Raw genomic sequence first — 22,626 nt, forward strand, 5'->3', positions numbered from 1 at the left:
GTCCGTCCGATGGTTGGATGGCAGGCCGGCGTTCGGGCCGCTGCCGGGCGCAAGGGACGGCGGCCGCGAAGACGCGCTTCGCGACCGCCGGAGCATCTTGCCCTCGTTACATCGCCTTGTAGGCGTCGACGATGGCCTTGCCCTTGTCGCCGGCCGACTCCAGCCATTCGGCCGTCATCGTCTCGCCGATCTTGGCGAGATCCGCCTTGAGCTGGTCGCTCGGATCGGCAACGGTCATGCCGTTGGAGGCGAGGCCTTCCAGCGTGAAGGTGGTGTAGGCCTTGGCCTTCTCCAGACCTTCCGTTTCGGCGGTTGCAGCGCAGCCGCGGATCACGTCCTTGCTGGCGTCCGACAGGCCGTCCCAGGCATCCTTGTTGACCATCACGGCGTTGCGCGGCAGCCAGGCGTCGACCGCATAGAAATGCGAGACGTTTTCCCAAAGCTTGCGGTCGTAGCCGGTCGCACCCGAGGACACCATGGATTCGGCCACACCGGTGGCGAAGGCCTGCGAGACTTCCGCCGCCTCGATCTGCACCGGGAGCATGCCCGTCAGTTCGGCAAGCTTGGCGGTTGCCGCATTGTAGGCGCGGAACTTCAGGCCTTCCATGTCGGCAACCGACTCGACCGGCTTGTTGAAATACATGCCCTGGGGCGGCCACGGCACGGTGTAGAGCATCACCAGGTTCTGCTCTTCCAGCGCGGAGCCGACTGCCTCTTCGGCCGCCGACCACAGCTTGACGGAATCGTCGAAGGAGGTGGCGAGGAAGGGAATGCTGTCGATGCCAAACAGCGGGTCCTCATTGGCATGGGCGGAGAGCAGGCGCTCGCCGATCTGCACCTGGCCGGTCTGGATCGCGCGCTTGATGTCGGCGCCGCCGAACAGCGAACCGCCCGGATGGGTGACGATCTCGATGTCGCCGCCAGTGCCCTCGGTGACGCAGGCGGCGAAGACCGCGGCGTTCTCGGAGTGGAAGTTGGAGGCCGAATAGGCCAGCGGCATGTCCCATTTTTCCGCTGCCGCCGGTGCGGCAAAGGCAACCGCGACAAGGGCGGTCGAGGCAAGTGCCGTGGTGGTCTTGATGAGTGTCGTCATTCTCTGTTTCTCCTCCAGGTTTGCGCAGCGGCCAATCGGCGCGGTGCGCGAAATCTGTCTCCGGGTATCCGGCTTTCCGCCGGATCTTATGATGTCGCGGCCCGTGCCGCGCGTGGATTCACTCTAGACGGCGAACCGCCCGGGCGAATAGGGGGCCATGTCGATGTTCGGCGTGCGGCCCGCGACGAGATCGGCGACGATCCTCGCCGTTCGCGGTCCGCCGGTGAGTCCGACATGGTGGTGTCCGAAGGCCATCAGTACGTCGCCGTGACGCGGCGAGGGACCGATGACGGGAATGGAATCGGCCGGCGCCGGACGGTGGCCCATCCAGCGGGTGACGGTTTCCCAGCGCAGCGTCGGCATCGCGCGCCGGGCCTGGGTTTCCAGCACCTTGAAGGGGGCGGCGCTCGGTCCGGCGGTCAGCCCGCCGAACTCGACGATGCCGGCAAGCCGGATGCGTCCCTCCAGCGGTGTTGCGACGAATTTTCCGGCCGTCATCATCAGCGGCGCGCAAGGATAGGCGCTCGGCGCCTCGAGCTCCAGGTGATAGCCGCGCTCGCTCTCCATCGGCACGTCGATGCCGAGCTGGCGGCCGAGATCCTTCGACCAGACGCCGGCGGCGAGCACGGCGCGGTCGCAACCGATCGCGCCGGTATCGCTCTCAAGGGCCGTCAGGCGACCGTCCTCGAAGCGGAACCCGCGGACATCGGCGCGCAGGATGCGCCCGCCAAGGCTCTCGAAATGGGCCGCCAGATCCTTGACGTAGCGACCCGGGTCGCCGATCACGCCGTGGTGCGGCAGGCGGACGGCGAAGCGGTTTTCCGGGCCGATCAGCGGCTCGTAGTCGTGAAGCTCGGTGTCTTCCAGCAGGTCCCAGCGAAAGCCTGCCGCGCGGCGCAGCGACCAGGCGAAGCCGTCGGCCTCGAAGGCCGCCCGGTCGCGGTAGACATAGAGATAGTCGCTTTCGCGCAGCCAGCGTTCCGCGCCGGTGCCCCTGGCAAGCGCCTGATGCTGTTCGAGGCTGTCGCCGATCACCGGCAGGAGGGCGGCCGCGATGCGGCGGGTCTCGGCTTCCGTGCAATGGGACAGATATTTCGCCAGCCAGGGCAGGAGCCTCGGCAGATAGGACCAGCGCAGGAAGAGCGGGCTTTGCCGGTCGAGGAGCATGCGCGGCGCCTTGGCCGGCAGTCCCGGCACCGTCACGGGCACCACGGCACAGGATGCAAGCACCCCGCCGTTGCCGTGGGAGGTCGCCTCGCCGGGGGCGATCCGGTCGACCAGAGTCACGTCGTGGCCGTCGCGCGCCAGCCAGATCGCGGTCGCGACGCCGACGATCCCGGCTCCGATGACGGCCACAGTCGCGCGCTCGTCGCTCACGCAGTTCCCCCCTTGCACACTCCCGAAAGAGTGTCCTTTCTGACAGGGCGGCTGTCAATAATTTGTCGATAACTTGTCAGTATATTTCAGAGGTTGTGGGCTTTGGTTTTTTGCAATCCGGGGCCGGTTCGTGTTCCCCGGCCGGACGGTGCGGTGCTTGACCGCGCGCGTCTTGCGCCGTCTTCTCAGACAATCTTGCCCAAAGCCGCAAGGGCGAGCCGTCTCTCCCGCTGCCGCCACCGGAGTTTGACATGACCGCAAGCGTTCAAGAGCCCCCGCGCGCCGCCGTCGGCGTCCTGATGCTCGACACCCGCTTCCCCCGGATCCCCGGCGACATTGGAAATTCGCAGAGCTTCGATTTTCCCGTGCGCTATGCCGTCGTGCCGCAAGCCTCGCCGGTGCGGGTGGTGGAGGACCGGGCGGAGGGGCTGCTTGAGGCCTTCGTGACCGCCGGGCGGATGCTGGTGGAGGAGGGGGTGAGCGGCATCACCACCTCCTGCGGACTGCTGTCGCTGTTTCAGGACGAGCTGAAGGCGGCGCTCGGCGTGCCGGTTGCCGCGTCGTCGCTGATGCAGGTGCCCTTCGTCGACCGGCTGCTGCCGCCGGGCCGGCGGTGCGGCATTCTCACCATTTCCGCGCCCGCGCTGACGCATGCGCATCTCGATGCCGCGGGGTGCGCGCGCGACACGCCGGTCGGCGGGACGGAAGGCGGGCGGGTCTTCACCCGCGCCATTCTCGACAATGCGGCCCATTTCGACGTCGCGGCAGCGCGCGCCGACAACATACAGGCCGCACGCGACCTGGTGGGCCGGCATCCGGAGGTCGGCGCGATCGTGCTGGAATGCACCAACATGGCCCCCTATGCGGCCGATGTCGCGGCGGCCACGGGACTGCCGGTCTATTCCATTGTCAGTTTCGTCAATTGGTTCCAGGCCGGACTGGCGCCCGAACGGTTTCCCGCCCCGGCGACCTGATCGCCGGTTGCCCTTGCAGCGCCTCCTGCCGTAGCCTGACGGCCCGTTGCTATCGAGGCAGAAAAGCTTGATGTCAGATCCGCTCCCACCCGCCGAGGGCCCGCGTGGCACCGTTGGACCGGTGGTGTCCGCCGCCCATCTCGCGTCCGGTGCGATGCCTGCGCTTTCCGAGGTCGAGTTCGCGATGACCATGATGGTCAACGCCTATCACCGCTGGATGGTGCGCTGCATGGCGGCCGCCGGCGCGCCCGGCATGAGCCCGCTCGACACGCTGGTGCTGCATTCGGTCAATCACCGCGGACGACCGAAATCGCTGGCCGACATCTGCCTCGTGCTCAACATCGAGGACACGCACACGGTCACCTACGCGCTGAAGAAGCTGCAGAAGGCGGGGCTGGTCGAAACGGGCCGCAGGGGCAAGGAAAAGACAGTGGCGATCACCGCTTCGGGAGAGGCGACCTGCATGGAGTACCGCCGCCTGCGCGAGGCGCTGCTGGTCGGGCCGGTCAAGGATCTCGGCATGGATGAAACGGAACTGTCGCGGCTTGCGGCAATGTTGCGCTCGGTGTCGGGTCACTACGACCAGGCCGCGCGCGCGGCCGCTGCGATGTAGGCAGCCGGACACGCCGGCGACGGGTCCGGCTATGTCAGGCTCTTGAAGGATCAGGCGACCTGCGTCCTGGCGAGTTCCGTCTCCTGGGCGGCGACTTCGGTCTTGTCGTCTTCCGCGTTTGCGTCTGCGTCCGCCTCTGTCTCTGTCTCGGCGTCAGGCTCTGCGTCGAGATCGAGCACCGGGATTCGCGCCTGGGCGGTGGCCGGATCGTTTTCCGTCAGATCCATAGGCCGGCCGAACAGGAAGCCCTGCACCTTGTCGCAGCCGGCGGCGCGCAGCAGCGTCACCTGGGTTTCGTTCTCCACGCCCTCGGCGGTGATGGTGACGCCGAGCGAGCGGCCGAGCCCGACGATGGAGGCCACGACGGCGTCGGTCGTGCGGTTCTTGCCGAGCGTCGCGACGAAGGAGCGGTCGATCTTGATCGTGTCGAAGGGAAAGCGCGACAGATAGCTCAGGCTGGAATAGCCGGTGCCGAAATCGTCCATGGCAACCGAAACGCCCATTTCGCGCACATGGGTCAGTGTCTTCACGACCGCATCGGTGTCGGAAATCAGCAGGCTTTCGGTGATCTCGATTTCCAGGCGGCCGGGAGCGAGGCCGCTGGTCTTGAGCGCATGCGCGACCCGCTCTTCCGTCTTGCCGGGCCGGAACTGGGCCGGCGAGACATTGACCGCGATTGTCAGGCTGCTGTCCGTCCAGGCCGCGGCCTCCACGCAGGCCCGGTTCAGCACCCAGGACCCGATTTCCTCGATCAGGCCGGCTTCCTCGGCGATCGGGATGAAGATGGTGGGCGAGATGGTCCCCTTGTCGGGATGCTCCCAGCGCAGCAGCGTCTCGTAGCCGGACAGCCTGAGGTCGGCGAGGGCGAACTGCGGCTGGTAGAGCAGGCGGAATTCGTCCTGCTCCAGCGCCTTGCGCAGGTCCGCCTCCAGCTCCTTGCGCTGTTGCGCCTCCGCATCCATGTCCGGCGAATACCACTTGAAGGTCGAGCGCCCGGAGTGTTTCGCCCGGTAAAGGGCGAGGTCGGCGCAATGGAGCAGACGCGAAGCGCGCCAGGTCGCCTCGCGCGCCTGCGCCACGCCGATCGACAGGGAGATCTGCAGGTCCTTGCCGCTGATCCGCGTCGGGGTGCGGGTCGCCTCGATCATCGTCGCGGCGAGGCGCGTCAGCGCCTTGCGGTCGGTGTCGATCGCGATCAGGACCGCGAACTCGTCGCCCGACAGCCGCGCCACGGTGTGATTGCCGAAGACGGACCGCAGCCGGTCCGCGATCACCTGGAGAAACAGGTCGCCCACCGCATGGCCATGCGTGTCGTTGATCTGCTTGAACTTGTCGACGTCGATCAGCATCACGGCGATGTTGGTCGCCTTGGCGTGGGCCAGGCGCAGTGCCTCGTTGAGCTTGGTCGCAAAGACGGTGCGGTTGGGCAGGCCGGTCAGCGCATCGTGATGGGCCAGGAACTGGATCGTCTGGCTGTCCTTCAGCCGGTCGCGGAAGCGCACCCAGACGAAGAAGCCGGCAAGCAGCATCGCGGTGGCGCAGAGCGCGATCATGATCGCAAGGCCGAACCGCAGGAAATCCGTTAGGAACAGCCCGGTCGTCTTCTGGTCGTTGAACACCACCAGGACGCCGGCGACACGGGATCCGTTGAGGATCGGCAGCGCGATTGTGCTTGGTCCCCGCGCTCCGCCGGTGAAGGTTTCAGGCACCTTGATTGCCGGTTTGCGGGTGCGGCGCGCTTCCTCCAGCAGTTCGCGCGTTCCGGGCATGGTCAGGAGGGCGTCGGCGTCGCTCGGCGCGGTCTTTGTCTCGCTCTTGAGGGTTGCATCCTGATCGCCGTCTTTGGAAAACCAGACAACGGCCAGTGTGTGGACGTCGTCATGCGTTTCGAGGTGCCGGATGAAACCATCGACCAGGAATTTCAGCTTGGCCGGTGAAACAAGGGGACTATCCTCGACCGCCCCGGTCATTTTCCAGGTGTCGATGGAGGAGCGCAGGCCGGAGCCTGTTGCGGAGGATGCGGTCAGACTGCTGCCGGCGGTGCTGACATACTCCTTCAGTTCGCGTTCGAACCGATTGGCGTCATCCATCGCATCGCGGCTGTAGAGTGAATGGGAGAACCAGAGATTCGCGCTGTGGATCGCGCCTGCAAAGGCGACCACAATCAAAAATCCGCCGGCGGCGCCCGCCAGTTTCTTGAATCTACGCAAACCGTTCACCGTGTCTTCCCCGCTTGGAAGCCCGTCTGGGACCTAAGGCATTATGACAAGGGGAAGTTTCCAGACACTGAATCGGGCCGGCTGCGAGCTTTGCCGCGGCGCATGTGCTTTTCGGCCTGCCGAATGGGCGGGCAACGCAAGAAGGAGACTGCGATGACCAATGGATCGACGCGCAGGGAGACGGACTCCATGGGAGCCGTGGAGGTTCCCGCAGAGCGCTACTGGGGCGCGCAGACGGAACGGGCCCGCCACAATTTCGCGATCGGGCGCGAGGGGTTTCCCATCGAGATCGTTCATGCGCTGGCCCGCATCAAGGCAGCCGCCGCGCGGGCGAATGAAAGGCTTGGAACGCTGGACGACGAGCGGGCGCGGTTGATCGTCGATGCGGCGAAGGAAATCGTCGCCGCGCGTCACGACGGCGAGTTTCCCTTGAGCGTGTGGATGACCGGCTCCGGCACCCAGGCCAACATGAACGTCAACGAGGTGATCGCCAACCGGGCGATCGAGATGACCGGCGGCACGCTCGGTTCCAAGGATCCCGTCCATCCCAACGATCACGTCAACCGCTCTCAATCCTCCAACGACGTGGTGCCGACCGCGCTCAATATTGCGGCGGCGGTCATGATCGAGACGCGGGTGATCCCGGCGGTGGGTCTCCTGCGCGACGCGCTGCGCGCCAAGGCGGAGGTCTGGTCGGGTCTGGTCAAGATCGGCCGCACCCATATGCAGGATGCGGTGCCGATGACACTCGGGCAGGAATTCGCCGGTTATGCCGGCATGCTCGACGACAATCTCGGGCGGCTCGCCTTCGCCCGCGACGGGCTGATGCCGCTTGCCATCGGCGGAACGGCGGTCGGCACGGGCCTGAACGCGCCGGACGGCTTCGACAAACTCGTGGCGGACGACCTTGCCCGCCAGACCGGCCTGCCGTTTCGGCCCGCGACCAACAAATTCGCGGTCATGGGCGCCCATGACGCCATGGTGATGGCGTCGGGCGTCCTGCGCACGCTGGCCGTCTCGCTGCACAAGATTGCCAATGATATCCGCCTCCTGTCCTGCGGTCCGCGCGCCGGTTTCGCCGAACTGCTGCTGCCGGAAAACGAGCCCGGCTCCTCGATCATGCCGGGCAAGGTCAATCCGACCCAGTGCGAGGCGCTGGCGATGCTGACGCTGGAGGTCTGCGGGCTGGATGCGGCAACGGGCATGGCCGGGGCCGGCGGCCTGCTGGAGATGAACGTCTACAAGCCGCTGATTGGCTACAATGTCGTGACCGGTTGCCGGCTGCTCGCCGACGGCATGGAGCATTTCACCCGCCACGCCATCGAGGGAACGCAGGCCAACGAGGCCCGGCTGGCGGACACCGTGTCGCGCTCCTTGATGCTGGTCACGGCGCTGACGCCGGAGATCGGCTACGACAAGGCGGCGGAGATCGCCCACCACGCGCATCACGAGGGCACGACGCTGCGCGAGGCGGCGCTGGCGCTCGGTCATGTCGACGCGGCGACCTTCGACCGGATCGTCGACGCGGGTGCGATGACGGGGGCAATGCCCGCGCCGGGCCCGTCCTGAACTACCGGGCCGGCGGGTCTCAACCGTCGGGCGAAGCTGTGCTATCAGGCGGGATGAAGGTCTTTCGTGAGTCGGGGCAATCATCATGACGGGATGTGACATCGTGGCCGGCCACATGCCGGTGGATGCGGCGCGCACCGTGGCCGGGCGAGCCGCCCGCCGGTGTGCCTGCGCCGCCGGTTCGAGCGAATAGGGGCGGGCCGCCGTGAGCATCTGGTCCCGCATCAGCACGATCGCCGCCCAGATCGGCGCCGGCGGCATCCATGTGGTCGACCGCATCGTGCAGTTCATCGTCACGGCGGGGGACGGGCGCGAGGACCGCTCGGTCGCCTTCACCGTGGCGATGATCGCGCTGTCCGCCAAGATGGCCAAGGCGGACGGCGTCGTCACCGGCGAGGAGGAAATCGCCTTTCTCGATGTCTTCGACATCCCCGACGGCGAGGAGCGCAACGTGGCGCGGCTGTTCAATCTCGCCAAGCAGGATGTCGCCGGGTTCGAGACCTATGCGGAGCGGCTGGCGGCGCTGTTTCCCGAAGACTCCGACATCCGCATCGACATTCTCGACGTGCTGTTTCACATCGCCAAGGCGGACGGCGTGGTGCATGAGCACGAGATCGCCTATCTGCGGCGGGTCGCGGAGATTTTCGGGCTGGACGCGCGGGCCTTCGACCAGATCCTTGCCCGGCACACGCGCGACGGCGCCGACCCCTACGTCATGCTCGGCATCGCACCAGACGCCTCGGATGCGGAGATCAAGCGCCATTACCGCAAGCTCGTCACCGAGACCCATCCCGACCGGCTGGTGGCGCGCGGCGTGCCGGAGGAATTCGTGCGCATCGCCAGCGACCGCCTGGCGGCGCTGAACGGCGCCTATGCCAAGATCGCCGCCGAACGCGGACTGTGAGACTGTACGACACGCTGGACAGCGCGCGGCGGCGGCGCTATCGCCGCCCCAACGCTTTACCCCGAACGGAACCCGCATGAGCCAGAAGACGGACACCAGCCTGCCGACGCGGCTGCGCCCCTCGCCGAACCACAACGAGCGCCCCGAGGGCTGCCGGATCGACACGCTGATCCTGCATTACACCGGCATGACCAGTGCCGAGGCGGCGATCCGGCGGCTGTGCGACCCGCGCGCCGAGGTGTCGGCGCATTATCTGGTCGAGGAGGACGGCGCGCTGCACCAGCTGGTGCCGGAAGCGCGCCGCGCCTGGCATGCGGGCGTTTCCTTCTGGCAGGGCGCGCGCGACATCAACGACCGTTCCATCGGCATCGAGATCGTCAATCCCGGTCATGAATTCGGCTATCGGGCGTTTCCGGGCGCGCAGATCGAGGTGGTCGTCCAGCTGTGCCTCGATATCTGCCGGCGCCACGGGATCCGGGCCGAGCGGGTGCTGGCGCATTCCGATGTCGCACCGGCGCGCAAGGAGGATCCGGGCGAGCTTTTTCCCTGGGATGCACTCGCGCGGGCCGGCGTCGGCTTGTGGCTGGAGCCCGAGCCGATTTCCGGCGGCCGCTTCTTCCAGGAGGGCGACAGCGGCCAGCCGGTGGAGGCGTTGCAGTCGATGCTGGCGCTCTTCGGCTATGAGGTCGAAATCGACGGCGTCTATGACACGCAAACGCGGCTGGCGGTGACCGCGTTCCAGCGTCATTTCCGCCCCGAACGGGTGGATGGCGTCGCGGACATGTCGACGATCACGACCCTTCACCGATTGTTACAGAACCGACCCGCGCCAGGGTGACCGGCAGCCGGGTCAAAGAGGGGACAAGTCGCCGCCGCGTTGTCGTGCAATTCGTGCCAAACTCTGGCCATAGTGTCCGGAATCAGCGCAATTTTGCGCAATTTCGTCAATTTCTACGTAACATTTCGTGATTTTTCGCGCCGGATTTTGGTCTTACCCCAGCGTCATACCCCCGCCCTCACAACAACGACGAACCCTCTTGAAGGTCGGGTACATGACGATTGCGAAACGCACGAACCTCATCGCTGCGCTTGTCTTGGCGTTGGCGGTTGGCGCCTGCCAATCCACAGCGGTGTCGACCACGACGGTCAATCCGGCGCTCCTGGAAGCCGGCGCCAAGGCGCAGAAATACGATGCGATGATCCGTGCCGAGGCACGAAAACACGGAATTCCGGCAGACCTTGCCCATGCGATTGTCCGGGTCGAAAGCAACTACAATCCTAAGGCGCGCGGCCGGGCCGGCGAAATCGGGCTGATGCAGATCAAGCCGCAGACGGCACGCGGCGAAGGCTTTCGCGGCGGTGCGAGCGCCCTCTACGATCCCAAGACCAACATCAAATACGGCATGAGCTATCTGGCGGGCGCCCACAAGCGGGCCGGCGGCGATCTGTGCGGCACGATCCTGCGCTACAACGCCGGCCACTACGCCAAGCGAATGAACCCGGTCAGCCGCCGCTATTGCTCCAAGGTGAAGCGCCTGCTCGACAGCTAAATCGCTCAGCTTCCGGGTGGATCCGTCGGGACGAGCGGTGCCAAGGCGCGCGCTTCCTCCCGCGGTGCCCCGGCAAGCCCGCGGGCGGTGCCGGCCCTGTCGCCGGCCGACTTCGCCTGGTTGAGCTTCCAGACGCCGTCGAGCGCCTCCACATGGAGCTCGATGCCGACGATCCCGCGCAGCATGACCTCGATGTAGTCCGCCGGCGCCTCGGCCATGGTCCAGGGGGCCGGCTGATCGGCCTCGTTCTGGTCGGTCAGGGCGTCGAGCATGGCGCGAAGCGCGACCGGATCGTCGATGGTGGTGAGCCGGCCGCGCGCCTCCACCGCGATATAGGCCCAGGTGGGAACCGCCTTGCCGGTCGTCCGCTTGGTCTCGTACCAGCCGGGCGAGACATAGGCATGCGGTCCCTGAAACAGCGCAAGCGCCGGGATGCCCGCGCCGATCGCCCGCCAGTGCGGGTTGGCGCGGGCGAGGTGGCCGCGCAGCCGCAGAGCGCCATCGGCCGTCTCGTCGACCACCATCGGCACCTGGGTGCAGGCGAGACCGCCTTCGCCGGTGAACACGGCCGCAAGCCGGATCTCGCGCATCGCCTCGATCAGCGCGGTGCGGTCCGAGACACGGCTCGCCTCGATCGCATACATCAGGTCTTGTCTCCCTTGGACGCCGAGGCCTCGCCGCGCGCCTCCAGGAAGGCGTCGAGCGACGCGGGCCTTGGCACGGTTGCGTCGAGCGCCGGATCGGGGTGCACCGCCACGGCCCGTTTGGCAATATCGATCACGCCCGCCCAGATTGGCAACGCGTAATCCTCCGCGTCGTCGACCGGCGGCCCCTCCCGCCGCTTCATGGTGATGTGCTCCACATCGACGGCGATTACCCCGGTGGCGCGCTCTTCCTTGTCGCTCATCGGGCGGACCTCGTCCCAGCGACCCGGCAGAAGGTGATCGGTCAGGGCAACCAGCGCTTGATGCTTTTCCTCTGCGTCCGAAACCTGCCGTGCGGTGCCATGGATCATGACGCAGCGATAGTTCATGGAATGGTGAAAGGCCGACCGCGCCAGGACCAGCCCGTCGAGCAGGGTCGCCGTGAGGCAGACCGGAACGCTTGCGCCCAGCCGCTTGACGATGCGCGTCGCCTTGGCGCCATGGAGATAGATTGTCTCTCCAATCCGTGCGTGGATCATCGGGATCACCATCGGTCGCCCGTCGTCGATGAACCCGACATGGGAGAGAGCCACCCGGTCCAGCACGGCCCAGGCGTCGGCCTCCTGCGTCACGGCGCGTTTGCGCGCCCGGATGCGGGCGTGTGGCGGAAGCCGGTCTGAGGATGCGGTCGGTGTCTCGGTCATGATGCCTGTCCTGTTCGCGTGACGTGAGGCTTTGCCCCGGCGGGCGAAATGTGCCATGAAACTGGCTCCTGAAAAGTGCCGCTTTTCAAATTTTGAAAGTACCAGTTATGGAAACCGCGGGTCTTTCCCTGTCGCGCGACAGCGCCGTTCCCCTGTCGGAGCAGATCTACCGGGGCCTGAGGGCGGCCATTGGCGACGGGCGCTTGCCGGCGGGCGGAAAGCTGCCGTCCAGCCGCAGGCTCGCCGCAGCGCTCGACGTGTCCCGCAACACGGTGACGGCGGCCTATGAGCTGCTTGTCGCGGAAGGGGTCGTCACGGTGCGTTCCGGCACAGCGCCGCGGATCGCCGAGACGCTTCCGCAACCGCCGGCCGCGGTGCCGGAGACGCCGCAGCCGGCGAGATCCGCGCTCTCGCAGCGCGGGCAACGTTCGGCCGCCAATCCCTGGGCGGCGACCCGCAGGATCGCCGGTGGCCGACTTGAACCCGGCACGCCGGCGCTCGACTGCTTTCCGCGCGATGCCTGGGGCCGCTGTCTGCGGCGCGCCGCGCGCACAATCCCCTCTGCCGGCCTCTTCTATGATCAACCCTCGGGTCTCCTTGTCCTGAAAGAGGTGCTGGCGCGCTATCTTGCGGCGGAACGCGGCGTGCGGGCGCGGGCCGACACCATCCTGATCACGCCGTCGACCCAGGCCAGCCTGTCGCTGCTGGCCACCTGTCTCGCCGATCCGGGAGACACCGTGTGGCTGGAGGACCCCGGCTATCTCGGCGCCAGGGCGGCCTTCGATACGGCCGGCCTGCGCATCGCGGCGATGCCGGTCGACGATCACGGCGCGGATGTGTCGGCGATGGCCGCACGGGCGATGCCGCCGCGCCTGATCTATGTGACGCCGTCGCATCAGTATCCGATGGGCGCGCGCATGCCCTTGCCGCGCCGGCTCGCGCTGCTGGAAACCGCAAGGCGCGCGGGCGCGGTCGTGCTTGAGGACGACTATGACAGCGAGTTCCTGTTCGAAGGCCGCCCTGTCGCCGCCCTGCAGGGTCTCGCCGAAGGAGCGGAGGCGATCTATCTCGGCACCTTCGCCAAGAGCATGATCCCGGGTTTGCGGCTTGCCTATATGGTGGTGCCGCAGCCTCTGGCGGCTCCCTTGAGCGCGGCGCAGCGCGCCGCCGGCCTCTATGCCGGGGCTATCCCGCAGGCGGCGCTTGCCGATTTCATCGATGGCGGCCATTACCGCGCCCATCTCAAACGGATCAGGGCGCTTTACCAGACACGGGGGCGCTATCTGGCAGGGACCTTGCGCGCCGCGCTGGGCAACCGGGTCCAGGTGGCGGATCCGGTCGGCGGCGTGCAGCTGGCGGCCCGCTTCGCGCAATCGGTCGACGACCGCAGGCTTGCCGATGCGGTGAACGCGGATGGTTTCGGTGTCGCCGCCCTGTCCGCCTATGCGCTTGAGGCGGACGCGCGCGGCCTTGTGATCGGCTTTGCATCGGCGACGCAAGCCGATGCCGCCGCCTGCGTCGCGGCGGTGGCGGCGGCGCTTGACGCGCAACGGTCCGGTTGAAAATCACTGCCCGGCGAAAGGGTTGCTTGACCGGGGCGCGGGCGGCGCCTAGGTGTCGCGGGTCAGTCGGCTGGACGGCCGCTCCCGCAAGCACGGAAACGTCGCGGGGGAGGAAAGTCCGGGCTCCACGGAAAAACGGTGCCGGGTAACGCCCGGCGGGGGCGACCCCAGGGAAAGTGCCACAGAAAGCAAACCGCCGGGGCTCAGGCTCCGGTAAGGGTGAAAGGGTGGGGTAAGAGCCCACCGCGCGACCGGTAACGGAAGCGGCACGGTAAACCCCACCGGGAGCAAAACCGAATAGGGGCGACGCGGAACCGCAAGGTTCCGGCCCGTTTCCAGGCCAGTCGCCCGGGTAGGTTGCGTGAGGCGTTCGGCAACGAACGTCCCAGATGAATGGTCGTCGCGTGCGGCGCTTGCGCCGTGCCATACAGAACCCGGCTTAGAGGCCGACTGACACTTGTCCCCTTTTTGCGAATGGTCCGGCGCGCGCGTCCCGCGGCCCCGTCCCATGCCGCCCCGGTCCAGACCATCCCATGCCGGTCCATGCCTGATGGAAGGCTTTGACGTGTCGGCGGCGTGTCGGCGGCGTGTTGGCGGCGCGGGGACAGCAAGGATCCGTTTACCATGAGGCGCGAAGCTGTGGAGCGATGTGCGCTGCAGCATCGGCAATTCGCGTCCGGAATCGCGGATTTGTGCGCCGCGGGCGGCATTTTGTTTTTCGCAACTCATTCTTAAGCTTAACCGTGGATAACTGTTTCGTGGCGCGTGACACGCCTTGGGGGAGGGGGTCAAACCATCGGATTCCATTGACGCCCATGAGGTCCCATGCTATCCCAAATCATCCCGTTTCGACGTGAGGCGACGGGTCCAAGGCAAACAACGGATCGGGGAAGTGTCCCGACCGCAGCGGGTTGCGCTGCGGTGTACGGCATCCGTTTGTCCGGTGAGTGGGGGTTTGGCTGGAGCCGGGCAGTAGCTGTCCGGCCGTGGGGCGAGAGATCGAATGGCCGGCTTCGTGTCGCATTACACAAATCGGCTCGACGCCAAGGGGCGCGTTTCCGTTCCCGCGCCTTTTCGTCAGGCGCTTGTGCGCGACGGTTTCGAAGGTCTCTACTGCTTTCCCTCTCCGCACCATCCGGCCATCGATGCCGGTGGCAATCAGCTCGTTGCCCAGATCGAGAAGCGCCTGCTTGGCGTCGCCACGCTGACGGAGGATCACGATGCCCTGTCGACGGCCTTCTACGGCGCCAGCGAAACCCTGAAGATCGACGGCGACGGCCGGGTGATGCTCAGCGAGGAGCAGCGCCACCATGCCTGTCTCGACAATCAGGTCACCTTCGTCGGCCAGGGCTACAAGTTTCAGATCTGGGAGCCGGAGCGCTTCAAGGCGCATCGTGCGGATGCGATCAAACGCGCCATGGACGTGCTGGCACAGCAGTCGGCAAAAGCGGCGGGTGCGGCATGATGGCGGCGGCACCCCGATCCGACGGTTCGCAAGATGTATCGAAGCGACCGCATGTGCCGGTTCTTCTGGCGGAGGTGCTCGAGGCGCTGGCCGCGAAGCCCGGCGACGCGATCGTCGACGGCACCTTCGGCGCTGGCGGCTATTCCCGCGCCATCCTGGAGACCGGGGCGCGGGTGATCGCCATCGACCGCGATCCCGACGCGATTGCCGGCGGCACGCCGCTTGTCGCGCAGTCCGCCGGTCGTCTCGATCTGGTCGAGGGGCGGTTTTCCGATCTCGACGTCCATGTGCGCGACCTCGGCCTGTCGAGTGTGCAGGGCGTAGTGCTCGATCTTGGCGTTTCCTCGATGCAGCTCGATCAGGCGGAGCGCGGGTTTTCGTTCCGCCACGACGGGCCGCTCGACATGCGCATGGAGCAAAAGGGCCTGTCCGCCGCGGATGTCGCAAACCTCATGCCGCAGCGGGACCTGACGCGGGTGATCGGTATTCTGGGCGAGGAAAAGCGGGCGTCCTCCGTGTCGCGGGCGATCTGTGACCGCCGGGCGGAAGCCCCGTTCACGCGCACGTCGGATCTGGCGGCGGTGGTCGAGAAGGTGGTCGGACGCTCGTTCAAGGGCAAACAGATCCATCCGGCGACGCGCACCTTCCAGGCGCTGCGCATGTATGTGAACCGCGAGTTGGAGCAGATCGTCGACGCGCTGGCCGCGGCCGAGCGGATCCTGGCGCCGGGCGGACGCCTCGTGGTGGTGACCTTCCACAGTCTGGAAGACCGCATCGTCAAGCGCTTCCTGGCCGATCGCACCCGCACACGTGCGGGCGGGTCGCGCCATCTGCCGGAAACCGACGTGCCGCCGCCGACCTTCGAGCTTGCCTTCAAGGGCGCGCGGGAGGCGGGCGAGGACGAGGTCCGGGACAACCCGCGCGCGCGCTCGGCGCGCTTGCGCGCGGCCCTGCGCACCGATGCGCCGGCACGAACCGACATGCCGGACAATCTCGGCGTTCCGCGCCTGGCCACCCTCGAACAGGCGGACGGATAGAGCGATGACACGCTATCTGAATATCTTCCTGGTGATCGGGGTCCTGGCGGCCGCCGCCACCGTCTACGACATGAAGCACGATGCGGAGCGGGCGGCAGAGCGTGTCGCCAACCTGCAGCAGCGCATCGACGAGGAACGCGAGCAGCTCAAGCTGCTGCGCGCCGAATGGAGCCTGTTGAACGATCCCGGCCGCCTGCAGCGGCTGGTCGAGCGCTACAACGACCACCTCAACCTCCAGCCGCTCGAGGTCGAGCAGATCACCCGTATCGAGGATGTGCCGATCAAGCCGATGAAGCTCGAGCCGATCGGCGGCGACAACGCCCTTGGCGGCTATGCCGGCACGCAGCCGGTCGTGAGATAGGGGAGCCGTGATGTCGAAGAGCGATCAGCCCGTCTCCTTTCTCCAGCGCCGCACGGTGGGGGAGCGTCATGTTCCGCGCGGTCCCTCGACGCGGGCGGTGCGTTCGCGCGTCTATATGGCGATGGCGGTGTTTGCCCTTGTCTATCTGGCCATCGGCGGCCGCCTGGTCATGCTCGGCTTCAGCGAGGAAGCGGAGACCGCCTCCTATATCTCCGCGCAGGACAGCGTTGCCGCCTCGCGGCCCGATCTCCTCGACCGCAACGGCCAGATCCTGGCGACCGACATCAAGACCGCCTCGCTCTATGCCGAGCCGCGCAAGATCATCGACGTTGACGAGGCGCTGGAAGGCATCGCCAGCGTTTTGCCGGAACTCGGCACGGACGCGGTGCGCCGCCGGCTGGCCAGCAATGCGGGTTTCATCTGGCTGAAGCGCGAGCTCACGCCGCGCCAGCGCACGAAGCTGCATGACCTCGGCATTCCGGGCATCGGCTTCCTTGAGGAAAACAGCCGTTTCTATCCCGGCGGTCCGACCGCAAGCCACATCGTCGGCTCGGTGAATGTCGACAACAAGGGCATCTCCGGCATGGAGCTTGCCGTCGACAAGGCCTGGCTCGGGGAACTCCAGGACCTGGGGTTCGCCAGCGACCGCCGGCCGATGGAGGGCGTCAGCCTGTCCGTCGACCTGCGCGTTCAGCATGTGGTGCGCGACGAGCTGGCGAAGGCGCTGGAACGCTACAAGGCGATCGCCGGCGTCGGCATCGTGCTCGATGTCCGGACCGGCGAGGTGATCGGCATGTCGTCGCTGCCCGACTTCGATCCCAACGACCGGGCGCAGGCGCTGGAAAAGAACCGGCTCAACCGCGCCACCGGCGGCGTGTTCGAGATGGGGTCGGTGTTCAAGGCTTTCACCGTTGCCATGGCGCTCGACAGCGGCAAGGTGACGATGGACGACAGTTTCGACGCCACCCGCCCCTTGCGCGTCGGCCGGCGCACGATCAACGACTTCCACGGCAAGCGACGCATTCTCTCGGTCGCGGAGACCTTCATCTATTCGTCCAACATCGGGACGGCGAAGATGATGCTGGCGGCCGGGGTCGACACCCAGAAGGCCTTCATGGAGCGCATCGGGCTGACGACGCGCACCGAGACGGACCTTCCGGAGGTGGCGACGCCGCTGCTTCCGCCGAAGTGGAACGAGCTTGCCGCGATGACGATCTCCTTCGGTCACGGCATTTCCGTCACGCCGATGCAGACGGCGGTGGCAACGGCCGCGCTCGTCAACGGCGGCCGTCTCATTCCCCCGACGTTCACGCCGCGCAGCGAAGCTGAGGCGAACGGGCTCGCCCAGCAGGTGATCGATCCCAGGACCAGCGAGATCATGCGCTATCTGTTCCGGCTAAACGTGCTGAGCGGATCGGGGCGCCGCGCCGAGGTTCCGGGCTATGTGGTCGGCGGCAAGACCGGCACGGCGGAGAAGATCGAGAACGGCCGCTATGTGTCCGACAAGCGCCGCAACTCCTTCCTCTCGGCCTTCCCGATGGACGATCCGCGCTACGTCGTGCTGGTCGTGCTCGACGAGCCCAAGCCCGAACGCGAGGGCATCGGCGCCACCGCCGGCCTGAACACCGCGCCCACCACATCGGCCATCATTCGCAGGATTGCCCCCACGCTGGGTGTTTTGCCCAAATTCGGAGATAAGACGGAGACCGTTTCAATCGCCTACTGACCGGAGCCGGCGCGAACCGGGGTCGCACCAAAGGTTCGCATCCGCTCCCAACGACGACGCACACCAGATATTGGCGCACAACATGCTGCTCAAGGACCTTGCCGGCGAACAGGTGCTCGCCGCACCCGAGTTCGAAACCGAAATCGCCGGATTGTCCGCCGACAGCCGAACGGTCTCGGACGGATTTCTTTTCGCAGCCCTCAAGGGCGCGACCAGCGACGGGACCCGCTTCATCGAGGATGCGCGCGCTGCCGGCGCAAGCGCCGTCCTCGTCGGCCAGGACGTTTCCGCGCAGACGCTGGAAAGCCTCGGCGACGGATTTCCCGTCATCGTCAGCGACGATGCGCGCCGCACGCTGGCGCTGATGGCGGCGCGCTTCCATGCCGACCAGCCCGAAACCGTGGTCGCTGTCACCGGAACCAGCGGCAAGACGTCGGTTGCCGTCTTCGCACGGCAGATCTTCGCCGCCGCCGGCCACAAGGCGGCCAGTCTCGGCACCATCGGAACGGTGACGAGCGCGGGCGCGAATTACGGCGGCCTGACGACGCCGGATCCGGTCTCGCTTCACCAGACGCTGGCGCGGCTTGCCCATGACGGCATCACCCATGCCGCGCTGGAGGCCTCCAGCCACGGGCTCGACCAGCGCCGGCTCGACGGCGTGCGCCTCGCGGCCGCCGGCTTCACCAATCTGGGCCGCGACCATCTCGACTATCATGCGGATGTCGAGGACTATCTCGCCGCCAAGCTGCGCCTGTTCGACACGCTTCTTCCCGACGGGAGGACCGTCGTTCTGGAACCGGAGGCCCCCTATGCCGACCGGGTGATGGCGGTTGCACGCGAGCGTGGCCTTCCGCTTTTTACCGTCGGAGACGGGGGCGAAGATCTCGCCCTCAAGGCCATTCGCCACGACGGTTTCATGCAGGTGCTCAGCCTTCAGACCGAGGACGGCCCCCGCGAGATCCGTCTGCCGCTCGCCGGCCGTTTCCAGGTCTCCAATGCGCTGATCGCGGCGGGACTTGCGATTGCTGGCGGTGTGACCACCGACGTGGCGCTTGAGGCGCTGGAAAGCCTTGAAGGCGCGCCCGGGCGGCTGGAGCTCGTCGGCGAGAGCGACGACGGAGCGCTCGTCTTCGTCGATTACGCGCACAAGCCCGATGCGCTCGACACCGCGCTTGCGGCTCTTCGCCCCTTCACCAAGGGGCGGCTGATTGTCGTCTTCGGCGCGGGCGGCGACCGCGATGCCGGCAAGCGCCCGCTGATGGGCGCGGCCGCTGCGCGTCAGGCGGACGTGGTGATCGTCACCGACGACAACCCGCGCAGCGAGGATCCGGCCGCGATCCGCAGCGCGATCCTCGAGGCGGCCCCTGGCGCGCTGGAAATCGGCGACCGGCGCGATGCGATCGAGGCGGCGGTCGGCATGTTGCAGGCGGGCGATGTGCTGTGCATCGCCGGCAAGGGCCATGAGCCGGGGCAGATCGTCGGCGACGAGGTGCTGCCCTTTTCCGACCATCAGGTCGCGCGCACAGCCCTTGCCGCCATTGCCGAGAGCGACCTGTTCGCCGCCTCCGAAGACGATGCCGGAGGGTTCGAACTGGATCTCGCGGCCCTTCTGGAGGACGAGGCGCCGGCCGGGAATACGCCGGAGGTGGACGAGGCGGCGGAAGGCACTCCGGACGTGGACGGCGTGTCGCTGGACGACCAACTGGCTGCGGCCCTTCTCGATGAGTTGGGCGGCGATGCCGGCCGGACCGATGCCGATGAACCTGCTGAATCTGATGTCGCTGAAGCCGAGGAAGCCGACGACGGGATCTTCGCGGATGCCGACGAGGGGCCGGACAGCGACGCAACGGCCGGAGGCGATGGCGAGGCAGACGCTGGCGAAGGCGAAGACGACGCGTTGTTTGCCGATCGCGACGACGCGGTCATGGCCGACGCGCTGACGACGGACGGCCAAGACGACATCGACACCGAAGAGACGGTCGAAGACGCCGGCGAACCGGATCAGGCGGAAGCCGAGACCGAGGCAGATGAAACCGAGCTCTCCGCGACCCTTGCCGAAAAGACCGAGGACGGGGAAGCGGACGCGGACGAAGCGGACCTTCGCGAGGGGGACGTTGACGCTCCTGTCAAACCGGCCGACGCTGACGCGGATGATGCCACCGGGGAAAACGCCGAGGAAGAGCCCGACGCGTCGCGTGAGTTCGCCGATGCGGTACTCCCTGCGGCTGCTGCCGCGGCCGCGGCGGCCGTTGCCAAGGGGAGCGAGCCGCAGACGTTCGAACCTCTTCCCGAGCCGGACGACAGTCGTCCGCTTTGGACGCTGGACGAGATGGTCGCGGCGACCGGCGGCCGGGCCGAGGGTGTGGAGGCCGGCGCGGCGATTTCCGGCCTCTCCATCGACAGCCGCACGATCCAGCCCGGCGAGGCGTTCGTTGCGATTGCCGGTGAGCGGTTCGACGGTCACGATTTTGCCGGCGCCGCCCTTGAGGCCGGTGCGACCCTTGCCCTCGTGTCCGCGGCCCGGCGCGCCGACCTGCCCAAGGACGGGCGCTATCTGATCGTCGCGGACGCGCTTGAGGGCTTGCGCGATCTGGCGCGGGCATCGCGGGCGCGCAGCCGGGCGCGGATCGTCGCCGTCACCGGCTCGGTCGGCAAGACCAGCACCAAGGACATGCTGAAACTGGCGCTGGATGCCTCCGGCAAGACCCATGCGCCCGTCGCCTCCTTCAACAATCACTGGGGCGTGCCGCTGACGCTGGCGCGCATGCCGGCAGATTGCGCTTTCGGCGTCTTCGAGATCGGCATGAACCATGCCGGCGAGATCACGCCGCTGGTCCGGATGGTGCGTCCGCATGTCGCCGTCATCACCACGGTCGCGGCGGTTCATCTGGAGTTCTTCGGCTCCGTGGAGCGGATCGCCCAGGCCAAGGGCGAGATCTTTCTCGGGCTCGAGCCTGGCGGGCTTGCGCTCCTCAACCGCGACAACGACCAGTTCGATCTCCTGACCTATCTGGCAAAGACCGCCGGCGTGCGCCGTATCGCCACCTTCGGGCGCGAGGGGCCGGCCGACGCCCAGGCGGAACGCGTGTCCGCGCAGGTCGCCTGCAGCTCGATTTCCGGCCATATCTTCGACCAGCCGATCACCTACAAGGTCGGTGCGCCGGGTCAGCATCTGGTCACCAACAGCCTCGCCGTGCTCGCGGCCGTTGCGGAGCTTGGCGGCGACCTGGCGCTCGCCGGTCTGGCGCTTGCGAATTTCCGCGCACCCAAGGGCCGCGGCGCGCAGATCGCCCTGCGATTGCCGGAGGGCTCGGCCACGGTGATCGACGAAAGCTACAATGCCAATCCCGCCTCGGTGCGCGCAGCGCTTTCCCTCCTGAAGGAAACCCCGATCTCGCGGCCAGGGCGGCGCATTGCCGTACTGGGCGACATGCTCGAGCTCGGCGAGGCGGAAGGCCGGCTGCATGCGGATCTCATCGGACCGGTCACGGAAAGCGAGGCGGACCTCGTCTATTGCGTCGGCGAACGCATGCACGAGCTCTGGGACCTCTTGCCGAAGCACCTGCGCGGCGCCTATTCCGAAGAGGCGGCGAGCCTGAGGCCGCTGCTTCTGGAAGACGTGCGCCCCGGCGACGTCATCATGATCAAGGGATCTCTCGGCACCCGCATGGGGCCGCTGGTCGAGGCGCTGAAGCGCGAATTTCCCGTCGAGGACGACGGAGCCGAATAGGACGCCCGATGCTGTATTTTCTCGTCGAATTCGCCGACCAGTTCTCCGCGCTTAACGTGTTCCGCTACATCACGTTCCGCACCGGCGGCGCGATCATGACGGCGCTGCTGTTCATCTTCCTGTTCGGGCCGATGATCATCAACTCGCTGCGCACCCGCCAGGGGCATGGTCAGCCGATCCGCGCCGACGGGCCGCAGAGCCATCTGCTGACCAAGAAGGGCACGCCGACGATGGGCGGCCTGATGATCCTGTCGGGCATGATCGTGGCGACCCTGCTCTGGGCCAATCTGCTCAATCCCTATACCTGGATCGTGCTGGGCGTGACCGTCGGCTTCGGCCTCATCGGCTTCTACGACGACTTCCTGAAGGTCGCCAAGGCCTCGCACAAGGGCTTCAGCGGGCGCATGCGTCTCGGTCTGGAATTCCTGATCGCCGGCACTGCCGCCTGGTGCGTCACCTTTCTGGAAGGCGATGTCTACGGCACCTCCATCGGGTTCCCGTTCTTCAAGGACCTGGCGATCAATCTCGGGATCTTCTTCATTCCGTTTGCGGCCTTCGTCGTGGTCGGTGCGGGCAACGCGGTCAATCTGACCGACGGGCTGGACGGGTTGGCGATTGTGCCCGTGATGATCGCCTCCGCCTCCTTCGGCCTGATCGCCTATCTCACCGGCAACGCGGTGTTCTCCGACTACCTGCAGATCCATCACGTGGCGGGCGCGGGCGAACTGGCGGTGCTGTGCGGCGCGGTGATCGGGGCGGGGCTCGGCTTCCTGTGGTTCAACGCGCCGCCTGCGGCGATCTTCATGGGCGACACCGGGTCGCTTGCGCTCGGCGGCATGCTGGGCGCCATCGCGGTCGCAACCAAGCACGAGATCGTGCTGGCAATCATCGGCGGGCTCTTCGTGCTGGAGGCCGTGTCGGTGATCGTGCAGGTCGCCTCCTTCAAGCTGACGGGCAAGCGCGTCTTCAAGATGGCGCCGATCCACCATCATTTCGAGCATCTCGGCTGGACCGAAAGCCAGGTGGTGATCCGCTTCTGGATCATCGCCGTGGTTTTGGCGCTGGTCGGGCTGGCCACGCTGAAGCTGAGGTGAGGAC

Annotated in this window: 18 protein-coding genes and 1 other RNA gene; 14 read left to right on the forward strand and 5 right to left on the reverse strand. The window is 67.0% G+C overall.

Annotated elements, in window-relative coordinates:
- Nucleotides 1-106: 106 nt before the first annotated feature.
- Nucleotides 107-1,093 carry a TRAP transporter substrate-binding protein gene (locus LC092_RS15075; RefSeq protein WP_224807926.1) on the reverse strand — a complete coding sequence of 329 codons (987 nt, stop codon included), beginning with the start codon at nucleotides 1,091-1,093 and terminating at the stop codon, nucleotides 107-109.
- A gap of 123 nt (nucleotides 1,094-1,216) precedes the next feature.
- On the reverse strand, nucleotides 1,217-2,470 hold the full coding sequence (locus LC092_RS15080; RefSeq protein ID WP_224807929.1) for an NAD(P)/FAD-dependent oxidoreductase: 1,254 nt from the start codon (nucleotides 2,468-2,470) through the stop codon (nucleotides 1,217-1,219).
- Nucleotides 2,471-2,721: 251 nt separating this feature from the next.
- On the opposite strand from LC092_RS15080, the gene LC092_RS15085 reads away from it, so the two are divergent.
- Together LC092_RS15085 and LC092_RS15090 are read left to right on the forward strand one after the other, a co-directional pair.
- Nucleotides 2,722-3,444 (forward strand): aspartate/glutamate racemase family protein, encoded by a 723-nt coding sequence (locus LC092_RS15085; RefSeq protein WP_224807931.1) that lies wholly within the window; start codon nucleotides 2,722-2,724, stop codon nucleotides 3,442-3,444.
- Between the two features lie 70 nt (nucleotides 3,445-3,514).
- A complete protein-coding gene (locus LC092_RS15090) occupies nucleotides 3,515-4,057 on the forward strand; it encodes a winged helix DNA-binding protein (RefSeq protein WP_224807933.1) in 543 nt (180 codons plus the stop codon).
- 50 nt (nucleotides 4,058-4,107) lie between these two features.
- Here LC092_RS15090 and LC092_RS15095 read toward each other — a convergent pair whose 3' ends face one another.
- Complete coding sequence (locus LC092_RS15095) at nucleotides 4,108-6,276, reverse strand: putative bifunctional diguanylate cyclase/phosphodiesterase (protein ID WP_224807935.1); 2,169 nt, start codon at nucleotides 6,274-6,276, stop codon at nucleotides 4,108-4,110.
- Between the two features lie 153 nt (nucleotides 6,277-6,429).
- On the opposite strand from LC092_RS15095, the gene LC092_RS15100 reads away from it, so the two are divergent.
- The 4 genes from LC092_RS15100 (at nucleotide 6,430) to LC092_RS15115 (ending at nucleotide 10,299) form a co-directional block, all read left to right on the forward strand.
- Nucleotides 6,430-7,845: a class II fumarate hydratase gene (locus tag LC092_RS15100; protein ID WP_224807937.1), complete on the forward strand. Its 1,416-nt coding sequence runs from the start codon at nucleotides 6,430-6,432 to the stop codon at nucleotides 7,843-7,845.
- 205 nt (nucleotides 7,846-8,050) lie between these two features.
- Nucleotides 8,051-8,749 (forward strand): TerB family tellurite resistance protein, encoded by a 699-nt coding sequence (locus tag LC092_RS15105; protein WP_224807939.1) that lies wholly within the window; start codon nucleotides 8,051-8,053, stop codon nucleotides 8,747-8,749.
- Nucleotides 8,750-8,825: 76 nt separating this feature from the next.
- Nucleotides 8,826-9,587 (forward strand): N-acetylmuramoyl-L-alanine amidase, encoded by a 762-nt coding sequence (locus tag LC092_RS15110; protein ID WP_224807941.1) that lies wholly within the window; start codon nucleotides 8,826-8,828, stop codon nucleotides 9,585-9,587.
- Nucleotides 9,588-9,801: 214 nt separating this feature from the next.
- Nucleotides 9,802-10,299 carry a lytic transglycosylase domain-containing protein gene (locus LC092_RS15115; RefSeq protein WP_224807943.1) on the forward strand — a complete coding sequence of 166 codons (498 nt, stop codon included), beginning with the start codon at nucleotides 9,802-9,804 and terminating at the stop codon, nucleotides 10,297-10,299.
- Between the two features lie 5 nt (nucleotides 10,300-10,304).
- Here the strand turns inward: LC092_RS15115 and LC092_RS15120 are convergent, their stop codons facing one another.
- The gene (locus LC092_RS15120; RefSeq protein WP_224807945.1) at nucleotides 10,305-10,943 is read right to left on the reverse strand and encodes an FMN-binding negative transcriptional regulator; all 639 of its coding nucleotides are present in this window, start codon (nucleotides 10,941-10,943) and stop codon (nucleotides 10,305-10,307) included.
- The gene (locus LC092_RS15125) at nucleotides 10,943-11,647 is read right to left on the reverse strand and encodes a pyridoxamine 5'-phosphate oxidase family protein (RefSeq protein ID WP_224807947.1); all 705 of its coding nucleotides are present in this window, start codon (nucleotides 11,645-11,647) and stop codon (nucleotides 10,943-10,945) included. Before LC092_RS15125 ends, LC092_RS15120 begins: the two co-directional genes overlap by 1 nt.
- A gap of 107 nt (nucleotides 11,648-11,754) precedes the next feature.
- Between LC092_RS15125 and LC092_RS15130 the strand changes: the two genes are divergently transcribed.
- From LC092_RS15130 to mraY, 8 genes are all read left to right on the forward strand, one after another.
- Entirely contained in the window at nucleotides 11,755-13,209 is a 1,455-nt protein-coding gene (locus LC092_RS15130; RefSeq protein WP_224807949.1) for a PLP-dependent aminotransferase family protein, read from the forward strand.
- 62 nt (nucleotides 13,210-13,271) lie between these two features.
- An RNA gene (gene rnpB / locus LC092_RS15135) (RNase P RNA component class A) lies at nucleotides 13,272-13,667 on the forward strand.
- Between the two features lie 545 nt (nucleotides 13,668-14,212).
- A complete protein-coding gene (locus tag LC092_RS15140; RefSeq protein WP_224807950.1) occupies nucleotides 14,213-14,674 on the forward strand; it encodes a division/cell wall cluster transcriptional repressor MraZ in 462 nt (153 codons plus the stop codon).
- Nucleotides 14,671-15,711, forward strand: coding sequence for a 16S rRNA (cytosine(1402)-N(4))-methyltransferase RsmH (rsmH, locus tag LC092_RS15145; RefSeq protein ID WP_224807951.1), 1,041 nt, complete (start codon nucleotides 14,671-14,673; stop codon nucleotides 15,709-15,711). Before LC092_RS15140 ends, rsmH begins: the two co-directional genes overlap by 4 nt.
- Before the next feature lie 4 nt (nucleotides 15,712-15,715).
- Nucleotides 15,716-16,072 carry a hypothetical protein gene (locus LC092_RS15150; protein ID WP_224807952.1) on the forward strand — a complete coding sequence of 119 codons (357 nt, stop codon included), beginning with the start codon at nucleotides 15,716-15,718 and terminating at the stop codon, nucleotides 16,070-16,072.
- 10 nt (nucleotides 16,073-16,082) lie between these two features.
- Entirely contained in the window at nucleotides 16,083-17,798 is a 1,716-nt protein-coding gene (locus LC092_RS15155; RefSeq protein ID WP_224807953.1) for a peptidoglycan D,D-transpeptidase FtsI family protein, read from the forward strand.
- 82 nt (nucleotides 17,799-17,880) lie between these two features.
- Nucleotides 17,881-21,528: a UDP-N-acetylmuramoylalanyl-D-glutamyl-2,6-diaminopimelate--D-alanyl-D-alanine ligase gene (locus LC092_RS21290; protein ID WP_318245930.1), complete on the forward strand. Its 3,648-nt coding sequence runs from the start codon at nucleotides 17,881-17,883 to the stop codon at nucleotides 21,526-21,528.
- Between the two features lie 8 nt (nucleotides 21,529-21,536).
- The gene (gene mraY, locus LC092_RS15170; RefSeq protein ID WP_224807954.1) at nucleotides 21,537-22,622 is read left to right on the forward strand and encodes a phospho-N-acetylmuramoyl-pentapeptide-transferase; all 1,086 of its coding nucleotides are present in this window, start codon (nucleotides 21,537-21,539) and stop codon (nucleotides 22,620-22,622) included.
- The last annotated feature ends 4 nt before the right edge of the window (nucleotides 22,623-22,626 follow it).

Origin of the sequence: Stappia stellulata (assembly GCF_020176715.1) — a bacterium.
Taxonomy (GTDB): domain Bacteria; phylum Pseudomonadota; class Alphaproteobacteria; order Rhizobiales; family Stappiaceae; genus Stappia.